Here is a 12,700-nt window from a genome sequence, read left to right as displayed (position 1 = left end):
GCAAAGAGAGATCCTGGGAACAAAAGTTGAACCTGACCGGATGGATATAAAAGACTTTACGCCCGGAAATATTCACAAGATCATGCTGCGCGATACGCCGGAAAAGATCAGTGTGATTGATAAGAAATTAAGAGCTCATGGAGAGGTGAATGTGTTCAAAACCAGGGATACGACCCTGGAAATATTTGATACCTCCTGTTCAAAAGCAGTATCCGTAAAATTTATGTCTGAGCATTTTAATATTCCGCTGGAGAGCATGATGGCTATCGGCGATAGCGAAGGAGATAAAGAAATGATCCGGACGGTGGGTTATGGGATTGCCATGGGAAATGCAGAAGAATCAATAAAGGAGATCGCTTTTGATGTTACCGCCTCTAATGATGAAGATGGGGTAGCCAAGGCATTGAAAAAATATTTCCCATAACACTTACCAGGGAATAGCAAGCGTTATGGGTTAAAAGTTGTTTCAATCAGTTGTAGCGCCTTTTTCGCCTATAAACCATTGCTCCTTGTTCCTGAACAATACATTGAAGGTGGTTAATGAACCGTAGATGCGGGTAATGTATTGTTGCAGGTTCACCTTGTCCTCATCGCTCAATGTTTTGTGTGCATTGATCTGTTGTTCCAGCACGCGCAGGCGATCGCGCAACATCACTATTTTATGAAAGAACACATCGATAGGCAGTTCTTTTCCCTTTTGGGTTTTATCGGCCGGTTGTAGGATCATAAGGCCGTTTTTCCAGCGGTCGCCCAAGGGAACAATCTCCTGAAAACCGCCCCACAGGCGTAATACCTTTAACAACGATCTTTCTACCTCACTGTTTGTTTCTATTTCTTCAGTAATATTTTCCGGAATGATCTCTTCCAGGCTACTGTCGTTTTTATCAATCTCTTTAATGCCATGATTAATAAAAGAGATCAGGTATGTTGCGTACCTGATACCAACTATTACACCGGGGCCGTGTTGCCGGTGTTGTAAACGGGTGCCGATGCCGAGGTTAAGTTGATCCATATTGCAATTTACAAATCGTGGTTGTTACTTTTTATAAAATTCATACAGGGCTATTTATTCACAGTCAGGTTTATTCTTTTCTTATAGTACCTGGTGAGCGTCATTATCGCCAGTGGAATGATGGCTGGCATCCAGATGGCTATGTGTGGAAACATCAAATACACCAGCACCATCAGTAAGAAGATGATGGGTACTGTAATGGCCCGCATGGAATAATAGCTGGCTACCTGTTTTGCCAAACCTTCACTTAATTCATGTTTGGGATTGCTAACACTGCGCCACATCAAATAATTCATAAAACCTAAAAAGCAAACGTTGCCGATATACAGCAGCACCGGTGTTTTTAAATAATAAGAAATGTATTCACTGTAAAAGGCACTCGTAAATGGCATTAATATAACTGCCAGCAGAAAGAAAAGATTCAACCACATCAAACGCAGGTTATAATTCACCACAAAACCAAACAGACGGTGATGGGTTGTCCAGTATTGACCAATAATCAAAAAGCTGATGAGAAAGCCAATGAATTTGGGGATCATTTTATTGAGACTTTCGGCCAGTTTATGATCCGTAACATCGGTTATAATGGCCGGTACTTTTAATTCAATGGCCAGTAAAGTGATGGCGATAGCGAATACAGCATCGCTAAACAGGATCATTCGTTCAAGTTGAAATTCTTTTTTCAACTCGTTGTGCAGTGGGTTCATGTGACTGAGTGAGTTTTGGTTAAGGAAAAAGATCTACTAATAATTCATGGCCTGGTAAACCAGCACCTTGTACAGGTTACCCAGGTTGCCCCAACTTGTGGGCCAGATATTGCGATAAATTAATGCAACCAGTTTTTCTTTGGGATCAACCCAATAGGTGGTGCTAAACATGCCGCCCCATTCAAAAGTGCCTTCCTGGGTGGGTAATACTGCGCTGCCTTTTTCAGTGGTTATGCCAAAGCCCAGACCGAATTTATTGGGTCCGCGGCTGAGGTCACCGATCTGGTTCATCGTCATCATGCGCACGCTGTTATGGCTTAACAGGCGTTTTCCATTGTATTCACCGCCATTCAACAACATTTGCAGAAGGATGGCATAATCATACACGGTTGAAGAAAGACCTGCCCCGCCTGAATAGTAAGTACCATTCATGTTGGGATAATCGCGGTACATATCTCCATATAAACTTAATTTCTCTGGCATTTTCACCGGCCGTTTGGTACTGGTGTCTTCGGTGTACAGCATGGCCAGTCTGCTTTTTTTATTCTCAGGCAAATAAAAATAAGTGTCCTTCATGCCCAATGGGTCAAAGATGCGTTTTTGAAAGAAGTCTTTCAGGCTCATGCCCGATACTATTTCAACCAGGTAACCCAATACATCGTCGTTCAATCCATAGGTCCATTTTTCGCCGGGCTGGTGAAACAGGGGCAGACCGCCTAAAATTTTCATTTTATCGGCCAGTTTAAATTCAGGAATACCAATACCACCTACCACGCCGGCTTTATAATAAATGTTCTTGGCTTCGGTAGTGCCTATCTGGGCATAGCCCAAACCGCTGGTATGGGTGAGCAGGTCGCGGATGGTGACCTCTCTTTTGGCAGGAACCGTGGTATATGTTGTATCGGCCTTATTGTATTTATCTAATACTTTGGGATTTTTGAATTCCGGAATGAATTGAGAGATGGGATCATCGAGTAAGAATTTCCCTTCTTCGTACAACATCATTATGGCCACACTGGTAATGGCTTTTGTTTGTGAGGCAATACGGAAGATAGCGTCTTTTTGAAGCGGGGCTTTTGTATCGAGGTCGTTATAACCAAAGTTTTTATAATATACGATCTTGCCATCATGAACGATCATGGCTACTGCTCCGTTCATCCGGCCTTTATCAACATATTCTTTCAGCACGGTATCGATGCGGGTTAACCGTTTTGCCGAAAAACCGCCTGCTTCCGGCGTAGCCGCCATAGTAAGAACCGGATGGGCACTTTGGGAAAAGGTAACGGTGGTGATGAGTAGGAGTAGGGAGAGTGTGCTAAACTGTCTCATGATAACGGAAGATGTTTGAGCAGTAAGTTAGGGAAAAAGTTGACCAGTTGACGAGTTAACGGGTTAACAAGTTGACAAGGGATTGAAGTGTGGCTTAAGAGGTAAGAAGTGGATAGTTGACAGAGTTGATAATGGAAGTTGACCAGTTAACTAGTTGACGAGTTGACAGGGAATATAAGACAATTGAATGATTTGATCCCTCGACTACGCTCAGGGTCCTGGCGTCGAAAACCGAAAACCGGAAACAGGTGACCGGTAACCGGCAACCTGAAACTTGTAACCTGTAACTGCCTCTTTACAATCTACAATAAACAAATGACCTTTCAGTTATCTTGTTTCCGCAGTTCCCCCATTACTTCCTTCCACTTCATATATCTATCATAGCACTGCTTAATATAGGATTGCAGCTCGTAGTCGGTAGCGCTCTCAACAAGCACAATATCGGGTTTGTAGCGTACCATAAAAGTATCCAGGTCGGCGCCTTTGAGTTGGGTGAGCCGGATAACGAGTGCCCGGCTAAAGCGGTGTTCGATATATTTATCTTTTTCTTCTGCCATTAACCGGTCGCGAAAGTTCGCCATGCGCCGGTTCTTTTTAAAGTTGAACACATCTACCAGCTGGTCGAGGTCAACGCCTACAGCAGCATTTTGTGTATTGGGATGAACGATTCCAAGCCCCGGTTTTTTATAGTTGAAAACCTTGGCGTATTCTTCGCGGTTGGCAATAGAATCAAGGTGGTAATTGCGGGGTTTTACCATGATCGTCTTCAGCTCTGTAACATTTACGTGCAACGAGATCTCGAAATTCTGCTGGTTGGGAATGGCTGCAATGGGATATTTAGGCGTGCCTTTACCCAGGTAAGAGAACCAGATTGAATCGGATTCCTTAGCATATATAGTATATCGCCCCAAAGAGTCGGTTGCAGTCCCTGTTCCGCCGGTACTTTGAACGCTTACTGAAACCAGGGGCACCTGCTGCGTCATGTCGAACACTTTACCTCTCACCTGAACCTGCAATTGGCCAAAGCCTGCGAGGGAACCGGATGCCAGTAAGATTAAAATTATGTACCGTTTTAAAATCAAGTTTCTGGGTTTGAGTTTGTGATATTATGCAAGAAAAGGATAAAAATGTATTCTGGTAGATTTATTTAACACGATTTTGCAGGTCTTCAATCACTTTTTCTACAATAACGGGATAGTGCTCATGTTCCAGTGCATGGATCTTTTGCGCCAGGGAATCGGGCGTATCGCCGGCTTCGATGGTACAGCGGGCCTGAAAGATCAGCTGGCCATGGTCATATAATTCATCCACATAATGGATGCTGATGCCGCTTTCGGTTTCTTTGGCTGCTATCACCGCTTCATGAACAAAACGGCCATACATGCCTTTGCCTCCATAGTTTGGCAACAGCGCCGGGTGTATATTAATAATGCGTTGCGGGAAGGCCTTAACTAATTGAACAGGAACTTTCCATAAAAATCCGGCCAATACAATAAAATCAACATTATGTTGTTTAAGTTCATCGACGTAGGCATTGCCCCTAAAGAATTGTTCTTTCTCTATTAACAAAGAAGGAATATTTTCATTTTGTGCAATGGTTAATACGCCAGCGCCTGGTTTGTTGCAAACGATTAATGCTATTTTAATTTGGGAATGCTTCCGGAAATGATCGATCAGCTTTTGAGCATTCGATCCAGCGCCCGATGCAAAGATGGCAACGTTAATAGTCTGCATATTATTAATTATCTACGTTATAGTTCTTGGTTAAGCAATTAACACTATCCTTCGATCTGTTACCGTTCAGTTTCATGCGTTGCAAAAAATGCCGGTAATGACAAAGACACGCAGTTTGAAAATAACTGGGTGGCATTGACGTGTCATTTTGTTTCAGTCGTTGAAACAGGAACGCAAAAGTGCAGGAAAATTTTGGGGTGAAGAAAAGTCAATTTTATCATCAGGTTACGAGATGCGAAACTTTAGTTGTCAACTTGACAAAAGCATGACATTTCTGACTGAACCGTTTTAACAAAGGGGGTAAAATCGGCTGAAACCCACGCCCAGTCTGCATTAAAAAAATTTTAAACAGGTTGTGATTTTGTTAATTTCCTGACTTATTTTTGCACCCAATTCGGGAAATTTTTCCACATAATTTCATCATATCCAGCAATATGATTGATCATAGAGCAACAGTTAAGCGAATCCTCTTCAGTGCATTGTTCTTTTTGTTATTGTCGGTCGGAAATAAGTTATCAGCTCAGGATGGGAAGGCCATTTTTCAAAACAATTGTGCTTCCTGTCACTCTGTCTTCAAAGATCTGACTGGCCCTGCATTAGGTGGAGTAACATCACGAGGCCCCTGGACTGACCGTAAAAAGATTTACGAGTGGGTTCATAATCCGTCAAAATTCATGACTACAGACCAATATACCGCTGGTCTGAAGCAGAAGTTTAATGGGGTAGTAATGACTTCATTCGATGCGTTATCGACAAAAGAGATCGATGCCGTTATCGACTACGTAGAAAAAACAGCTAAAGCCGGTCCATCAACCACTACTACGCCCAATGGTAATACTACGGGCGGTCAGGTAATGGATGAGAAAGACAATTCTATCCTGTACGGTGTATTAACGCTGATCCTTGCAGTTGTAGCCCTGATTATGCTGCAGGTGAACAGCAATCTTAAAAAACTGGCCGATGATAAAGATGGTCTCCCTGCTTACGAGCCCATCCCATTCTATCGTAACAAGTCGTACATCACTTTATTAGTACTGGTCCTGTTTGTAATAGGCGGTTTTTATATAGTGAAAGGCGCTATCGGTTTAGGCCGCAGCCAGAACTATCAACCAGAGCAACCTATTTTCTACTCCCATAAAGTACACGCCGGTGTAAACCAGATCAACTGTCTGTACTGTCACGGTGGTGCAATGGAAGGCAAAAGTGCCAATATTCCTTCAGTGAATATTTGTATGAACTGTCACATGACCATCAGCGAATACAGCGGTACTGCAGGCAAACTGTTCCGTGAAGACGGTACAGAGGTTAATGGTACTGAAGAGATCAAAAAGATCTATGCAGCTGCCGGTTGGGATGCTTCTAAAAAGCAATACACAGGTGAGGCTCATGAAATTTCATGGACCAAAATTCACAACCTGCCCGATCACGTATTCTTTAGCCACGCTCAACACGTGAATGCCGGTAAAGTACAGTGTCAAACCTGCCATGGTGAGATCACCAAAATGGATGAAGTATACCAATTTGCTGATTTAAGCATGGGCTGGTGTATTAACTGTCACCGTACAACTAAAGTTAACTTTGGTGGTAAAGGCGGCGAAGAAGGCAACAAGTTCTACAGCATCTATAAAAAGTATCACGACGAGATCAAAGAAGGTAAAAGAGACAGTGTAACCGTAAATGATATCGGCGGTACAGAGTGCCAAAAGTGTCACTACTAGTATAGTGCTGATTTGCTAAGCCAAATGAATCCTAAATCCACCTGCCAAAAAGCAGGTGCTCAAATTCACAAATTCTCAAATAATAGATAAATGGCTAATAAAAAGTACTGGCAGAGTTTCGGAGAGCTCAATAACAGTGAGGCCTATGAAAAGTCCATTTCAAACGAATTCAAAGAAGAATTGCCGTTTGAAAGTGTAGATAAGAAAGGATTGGATGTCAGTCCTGCCTCGCGTAGAGACTTTTTGAAATATCTTGGTTTTAGTACAGCAGCGGCAATCGTTGCGGCCAGTTGCGAAACTAAAGTTAGAAAGGCGATCCCATATGTGAATAAGCCACAGGATATGGTGCCTGGTGTTGCTGATTACTATGCTACTACTTATGTAAGTGGCGGTGAAGTAATACCGGTTGTTGCCAAAGTGCGTGATGGACGCCCCATTAAATTAGAAGGTAATACCCTGTCTACATACAGCAAAGGCGGTTCTTCTGCCCGCATGCAGGCATCGGTACTTGACTTATATGATACAGCCCGGTTGAAAAGTCCATTTGCCAATAACACTGCTACCAGCTTTGATGCAGTTGATCGCGAGATCAAAGGAGCATTAGCTGGTTTGGGTGCTGGTCAGCTGGTTTTATTAACTTCTACCATCACTTCGCCTTCTGCCAAACAGGTTATTGCTGAATTCCTGGCTAAATATCCCGGCAGCAAGCACGTTCAGTTCGATGCCGTTTCTTACACCGGCATGTTACTGGCCAACGAAGCTACCTTCGGAAAACGCGCTATTCCTTCATACAACTTCGATAATGCACAAACCATCGTGAGCCTTGGCGCCGACTTCCTGTGTACCTGGTTAAACCCTGTTGAGTTTCAACATGGTTACAGCAAAAACCGTAAGGTGCATGAGAAAAAGGTGGAAATGAGCAAACATTTCCAGTTCGAAAGCATGATGAGCACCACTGGCGCCTCTGCCGACGAGCGTTTTGTACACCGCCCATCTGAAGCTGGTATTGTAGCAGCTGCTTTATTAAGCGCTGTAAATGGCCAGGGTGCTACAGGCGTATCTGGTAAATTAAAAACAGGCATTGAAAAAGCTGCTAAAGAACTGGTTGCCAATAAAGGCAAAGCCCTGGTTGTTAGCGGCAGCAATAATACCCAGGTACAGATCATTGTAAACGCCATCAACGAAGCCCTCGGTGCTTACGGTTCTACTATCAGCTGGGCCAGCCCCATTCTGTTGCACCAGGGTATTGATAGCGAAATGGTTTCCCTGGTTCAGGATATGGAAGCCGGCCGCGTAGGAGCCCTGCTCATCTACGGCGCCAATCCTTCTTATGAGTACTTCGACGCAGATCGTTTCAATAAAGGGTTGAAATCAGTTAAGCTGTCTGTTTCATTCAACGACAGAAAAGACGAAACAACCAAATTGTGTAAATATGTTGTACCGGCTCCTCACTTCCTCGAAAGCTGGGGCGATGCAGAACCAAAAGCTGGTTTTGTGAGCCTGATACAACCTACTATCAACCCACTCTTCATCACAAGACCTTTTGAGGAAACATTACTGAAATGGGCTGGTAACACCACTCCATGGGATGTATACCTCAAAAACTACTGGATCGCCAAATTAGGCAGCCAGGCTACTTTTGATAAAGCATTGCAGGATGGTGTAATTGAAACAGCGGCTACTGAAGGGGCTGCTACTTTCAATGGCGGTCCTGTGGGCCAGGCAGTAGCTGCTGCCAATGGTATGAAGAAAGGTGGTGAATACGAAGTAGTGATCTATCAGAAAGTGGGCGTTGGCGCCGGTAAACAAGCGAACAACCCCTGGTTGCTCGAGTTACCTGATCCTATCACCCGCGTAAGCTGGGATAACTACGCAGTTATTTCTCCTGCACTGGCTAAAAAATTCGACATCGACCTGAACGACAGAAGATCTGCCGACAAGTACGAGGTGGAGGTAATGAAGCCTGTTATTAAAGTAAAAGTTCGCGGTAAAGAAGTTGAACTTCCAATTATAGTAATACCTGGTACACAGGAAAACACCATCGCAATAGCTGTTGGTTATGGTCGCGATAAAAGTGTTGGCCGTTCAGTAACTGCCTCTGATGGCGCTGAGGGTACCTTAGGTAAAAACGCCTACCCATTCTTAAGCTTCAATGGTTCTACCATTGAGTGGAATGGCCAGGCTGAAATGGAAAAAACTGACAAACTTTACAAAATTGCTCAGGGACAAACACACAACAGCTACGAAGGCCGTGAAGGTGTTATCCGGGAAGTAACTTTTGAAGAATATAAGAAAGATCCGAACGTAATTTTCCACGAAAGAGAGAAAGAACTGGAGCATTACGGTGGCATTCAAGGCTTTGCAAAAGAAGGCACCCTCTACCCAGACTATCCTGGTGAATTGAAGCCTGGTATCAAGTGGGGGATGAGCATCGACCTGAACAGTTGTTTTGGTTGCGGCGCCTGTGTGGTAGCCTGTCACATTGAGAACAACGTTCCGATCGTAGGTAAACACGAGGTAGCGCGTTACCATGATATGCACTGGTTGCGTATTGACCGTTACTTCAGTGGTAACCCTAATGATGCAGAAAGCATCCAGACTGTGTTCCAGCCAATGCTGTGTCAACATTGCGACAACGCGCCTTGCGAAAACGTTTGTCCGGTGGCCGCAACACACCACAGCAGTGAAGGCATCAATATGATGGCTTACAACCGTTGTATCGGAACCCGCTATTGCGCTAATAACTGTCCTTATAAAGTACGTCGTTTCAACTGGGCCGATTACACTGGCGCAGACAGCTTCCCCAACAACCAGCAACCGCTTGTTGACGAGGGCAACCTGGACGATGTTGTTCTGATGATGAACGATGACCTTACCCGCATGGTACTGAACCCTGATGTTACAGTACGTAGCCGTGGTGTAATGGAAAAATGTTCATTCTGTGTTCAAAGAACTCAGGCTGGTAAACTGGAAGCTAAAAAACAAAATCGTCCTTTAGCGAATGATGATGTGAAAACAGCTTGTCAGCAGGCTTGTTCGGCAGACGCCATCGTGTTTGGTAATGCCAACGATAGCCAAAGCTTAGTGAGCCAGGTGCGTAAACAAAATAACTCACGTTTGTACCACGCACTGGAAGAAACGCACACTATGCCTAACGTAAACTACCTGGCTAAGGTTAGAAACACAGCAGAGATCAGCAATGAAGGTGTACTGGGTACTATTATAGGAGGAAGCCACGCTGAAGAAGCGCCTGCAGAAGCTGCACCTGCTGAACACAAAGGATAAGTTGATTAGGTAATTATAAATTTTTCAGCTACCGTTTTCCCGATGTATCGGGATGAATAGCTAAAAGCATATAACATGTCATTAATTAGATACGAATCGCAAGTAAGACCTCCGCTGGTAGATAACAACAAAGATTATCATCAGGTAACGGAAGATATTGTGCGGCCTATTGAATCGGCGCCTTCCCGCCTTTGGTGGACTGGTTTCCTGATCTCGGTTGCTTTGTTGGGTTTTGGTGTTTTCTCCATCTACCGTGAGGTGACCTATGGTGTAGGCCAATGGAACCTGAGTAAAACGATCGGTTGGGGCTGGGACATCACCAACTTCGTATGGTGGGTGGGTATCGGTCACGCCGGTACACTGATCTCAGCGATCCTGTTGCTGTTCCGCCAGGGATGGAGAACGGGGGTGAACCGCGCTGCGGAAGCGATGACGATCTTTGCGGTAATGTGCGCCGGTCAGTTCCCGATCTGGCACATGGGTCGCGTATGGATGGCCTTCTTCGTATTACCTTACGCCAATACCCGCGGTCCTTTATGGGTGAACTTCAACTCCCCACTGTTATGGGACGTATTCGCGATCTCTACATACTTCACTGTATCATTATTGTTCTGGTACTCTGGTCTGTTACCTGACCTGGCTACTGTACGTGACCGCGCTAAATTGAAATGGCGTAAATACATGTATGGTCTGCTGTCATTTGGTTGGACCGGTTCTACCAAACACTGGCAACGTCACGAAAGCTTATCACTGGTTTTGGCCGGTATGAGTACACCGCTGGTATTGTCAGTACACACGGTGGTATCTTTCGACTTCGCTACTTCAGTAATTCCCGGATGGCACACTACCATCTTCCCGCCTTACTTCGTTGCGGGCGCCATCTTCTCTGGCTTTGCGATGGTGCAAACACTGTTGCTGATCAGCCGTAAAGTGCTGAAGCTGGAAGATTATATTACCATCGAGCACATTGAGGTAATGAACAAAGTAATTGTATTAACCGGTTCAATTGTAGGTATTGCCTATCTGACCGAGTTGTTTATATCATGGTATGGTCAGAACCCGAACGAAGGCTGGGCCTTTGCGCAAAACCGCGTGAACCTGTTCAGCCCCTACGGTTGGAGCTACTGGCTGATGATGGGTTGTAACGTAATTTCTCCGCAGATCTTCTGGTTCCGCAAACTGCGCCGTAACATTGTGGTTACCTTCTTCATGTCGGTTATCGTAAACATCGGTATGTGGTTCGAGCGCTTTGTGATCATCGTTACCTCTATTTACCGTGACTATTTACCAAGTAGCTGGGCTACTTACTACCGTCCTTCTATTTGGGAAGTTGGTTTCTATCTGGGAACATTTGGTTTGTTCTTTACCTGCTACTTCCTGTTCTCTAAATTCTTCCCGATAATTGCGGTGGCTGAGATCAAGCACATTCTGAAAAAGAATGGTGATAGCTTTAAGAAGAATATGTACCAGTACGAGAAAGTTAGTGTGGATGAGTTTTATCATGAAACACATTCAGAACACCACTAATTAAGTACGCAGACAAAAGCGAAAGAATAAATAAGTCAGAATATTTAAAATCATTATATGGCTGTTAAAAAATTTGTTGTCGGTTGTTTTGATGAGGAGGGAGCGTTATTTGATGCCGTTAAAAAAGTACGTAAATCAGGTTATAAACTGCATGAGGTATATACTCCTTTCCCTATTCACGGCTTAGACAAAGCCATGGGTTTGCGTGATACCAGCATTCATACAGCCGGATTTTTGTATGCTATATTTGGTACTACCAGCATGTTATCTTTCATGACCTGGTGTTTAACTACCGACTGGCCATGGAACATTGGTGGTAAACCGCACTTTGCATTACCAGCCTGGATACCTATCACTTTTGAGTTCACTGTATTGTGTTCCTGCGTGGGTATGGTATTAACTTTCTGCTATCTGTGCCAGTTAGCACCTTTTGTAAAAAAGCACCACTTTAACCTGCGTTCAACCGATGACCAGTTCACAATGGTGATCGAGTGTACTGCCAAGACAAACGAGGCTGAATTAAGTTCGTTCATGGGCAGTATCGGCGCCAGGGACATCAATGTACAGAATGCCGAAACCGGCTGGTGGTTAGGTAGATATGATAGAGATCAAAAATTATACGAAGGTCAAAGCGAAACTGTATCTGCATAATATCTGAATACTTTAAGATGAAAAAATTATCAATTGTTTCTGTTTTAGTGCTGGCTGTGGTAGCATGGAGTTGCAACGAGGACGTACGTAGAACTCCGGGTCACGTATATATGCCTGATATGGCTTATAGCCGTGCATATGAAACTTATGCACCCATAGATACACTCGCTAAGCAGGGTATTCACTATAACCGCCTGCCGGTAGCCGGAACAATTAAACGCGGTGAATTACTGCCTTTTCCCCTTGCAAAAGATAAAGCTGGCGATACAAGCAATTATGTAGCGTCCACTCATATAACAAATCCTTTACCTGCGCTGGATGCAGTAAAGATGAAAGAGGCAGAACGCCTGTATCTCGTAAACTGTGGTATTTGCCATGGTACTGCGCTGGATGGCAATGGCCCCCTGTACAAGGGTGGCGAAGGCCCGTTCTCAGCAGCACCCGCAAACCTCGGAAGTGGTCCAAAGTATGTTAGCATGCCCGAAGGACAGATGTTTTACTCTGTTACTTATGGTAAAGGACAAATGGGTAGCTATGCTTCTCAGTTGAGCACTACACAACGCTGGATGGTGATTCATTACATCAAATCCAAACAAGGTGGTGGCAAGCAGGCTGAAGCAGCAGCTCCTGCATCTGATTCAACAGCAGCAGCAAAACCAGCCGCTACAGGTGCAGCCAAAAAACCAGCTGCAGATACAACAGCTAAGAAGAAAATATAACTGACACGAACACAGAAC

At 44.3% G+C, this 12,700-nt stretch carries 11 protein-coding genes; 6 read left to right on the top strand and 5 right to left on the bottom strand.

The features are described 5' to 3' along the window. Nucleotides 1–424, top strand: a 424-nt coding sequence (locus tag ACJ751_RS04340; RefSeq protein WP_407744147.1) for an HAD hydrolase family protein, incomplete at its 5' end; no start/stop codon positions are given. A 42-nt stretch (nt 425–466) separates the two neighbouring features. Here ACJ751_RS04340 and ACJ751_RS04335 read toward each other — a convergent pair. From ACJ751_RS04335 to ACJ751_RS04315, 5 genes are all read right to left on the bottom strand, one after another. Beyond that, nucleotides 467–1,012: a hypothetical protein gene (locus ACJ751_RS04335; protein ID WP_407744146.1), complete on the bottom strand. Its 546-nt coding sequence runs from the start codon at nt 1,010–1,012 to the stop codon at nt 467–469. A gap of 50 nt (nt 1,013–1,062) precedes the next feature. Beyond that, nucleotides 1,063–1,719 carry a TMEM175 family protein gene (locus tag ACJ751_RS04330; protein WP_407744145.1) on the bottom strand — a complete coding sequence of 219 codons (657 nt, stop codon included), beginning with the start codon at nt 1,717–1,719 and terminating at the stop codon, nt 1,063–1,065. Nucleotides 1,720–1,755: 36 nt separating this feature from the next. Next, nucleotides 1,756–3,048, bottom strand: coding sequence for a serine hydrolase domain-containing protein (locus ACJ751_RS04325; RefSeq protein WP_407744144.1), 1,293 nt, complete (start codon nt 3,046–3,048; stop codon nt 1,756–1,758). A gap of 323 nt (nt 3,049–3,371) precedes the next feature. Beyond that, entirely contained in the window at nt 3,372–4,130 is a 759-nt protein-coding gene (locus tag ACJ751_RS04320; RefSeq protein WP_407744143.1) for a carboxypeptidase-like regulatory domain-containing protein, read from the bottom strand. 61 nt (nt 4,131–4,191) lie between these two features. Further along, nucleotides 4,192–4,782, bottom strand: coding sequence for a phosphoribosylglycinamide formyltransferase (locus tag ACJ751_RS04315; protein ID WP_407744142.1), 591 nt, complete (start codon nt 4,780–4,782; stop codon nt 4,192–4,194). A 434-nt stretch (nt 4,783–5,216) separates the two neighbouring features. Between ACJ751_RS04315 and ACJ751_RS04310 the strand changes: the two genes are divergently transcribed. The 5 genes from ACJ751_RS04310 (at nt 5,217) to ACJ751_RS04290 (ending at nt 12,682) form a co-directional block, all read left to right on the top strand. Beyond that, nucleotides 5,217–6,500, top strand: a complete 1,284-nt coding sequence (locus ACJ751_RS04310) for a c-type cytochrome (RefSeq protein ID WP_407744141.1) — start codon at nt 5,217–5,219, stop codon at nt 6,498–6,500. Between the two features lie 90 nt (nt 6,501–6,590). Continuing rightward, nucleotides 6,591–9,785: a TAT-variant-translocated molybdopterin oxidoreductase gene (locus ACJ751_RS04305; RefSeq protein WP_407744140.1), complete on the top strand. Its 3,195-nt coding sequence runs from the start codon at nt 6,591–6,593 to the stop codon at nt 9,783–9,785. Between the two features lie 75 nt (nt 9,786–9,860). Beyond that, on the top strand, nt 9,861–11,312 hold the full coding sequence (gene nrfD / locus ACJ751_RS04300) for an NrfD/PsrC family molybdoenzyme membrane anchor subunit (RefSeq protein ID WP_407744139.1): 1,452 nt from the start codon (nt 9,861–9,863) through the stop codon (nt 11,310–11,312). 57 nt (nt 11,313–11,369) lie between these two features. After that, nucleotides 11,370–11,963 carry a DUF3341 domain-containing protein gene (locus ACJ751_RS04295; protein WP_407744138.1) on the top strand — a complete coding sequence of 198 codons (594 nt, stop codon included), beginning with the start codon at nt 11,370–11,372 and terminating at the stop codon, nt 11,961–11,963. A 17-nt stretch (nt 11,964–11,980) separates the two neighbouring features. Then, complete coding sequence (locus ACJ751_RS04290; RefSeq protein ID WP_407744137.1) at nt 11,981–12,682, top strand: c-type cytochrome; 702 nt, start codon at nt 11,981–11,983, stop codon at nt 12,680–12,682. The last annotated feature ends 18 nt before the right edge of the window (nt 12,683–12,700 follow it).

It is taken from the genome of Niastella sp. (assembly GCF_045805085.1).
Classification (GTDB): Bacteria; Bacteroidota; Bacteroidia; order Chitinophagales; family Chitinophagaceae; genus Niastella.
Note: the sequence above shows the minus strand (reverse complement) of the source record. Positions and strands in the feature narration are given on the sequence as shown.

Bases quoted from the DNA above. Each gene is read 5' to 3' on its own strand.
- nrfD (WP_407744139.1), top strand. From the start codon at position 9,861: ATGTCATTAATTAGATACGAATCGCAAGTAAGACCTCCGCTGGTAGAT.
- ACJ751_RS04290 (WP_407744137.1), top strand. From the start codon at position 11,981: ATGAAAAAATTATCAATTGTTTCTGTTTTAGTGCTGGCTGTGGTAGCA.
- ACJ751_RS04310 (WP_407744141.1), top strand. From the start codon at position 5,217: ATGATTGATCATAGAGCAACAGTTAAGCGAATCCTCTTCAGTGCATTG.
- ACJ751_RS04335 (WP_407744146.1), bottom strand. From the start codon at position 1,012: ATGGATCAACTTAACCTCGGCATCGGCACCCGTTTACAACACCGGCAA.
- ACJ751_RS04305 (WP_407744140.1), top strand. From the start codon at position 6,591: ATGGCTAATAAAAAGTACTGGCAGAGTTTCGGAGAGCTCAATAACAGT.
- ACJ751_RS04330 (WP_407744145.1), bottom strand. From the start codon at position 1,719: ATGAACCCACTGCACAACGAGTTGAAAAAAGAATTTCAACTTGAACGA.
- ACJ751_RS04325 (WP_407744144.1), bottom strand. From the start codon at position 3,048: ATGAGACAGTTTAGCACACTCTCCCTACTCCTACTCATCACCACCGTT.
- ACJ751_RS04315 (WP_407744142.1), bottom strand. From the start codon at position 4,782: ATGCAGACTATTAACGTTGCCATCTTTGCATCGGGCGCTGGATCGAAT.
- ACJ751_RS04295 (WP_407744138.1), top strand. From the start codon at position 11,370: ATGGCTGTTAAAAAATTTGTTGTCGGTTGTTTTGATGAGGAGGGAGCG.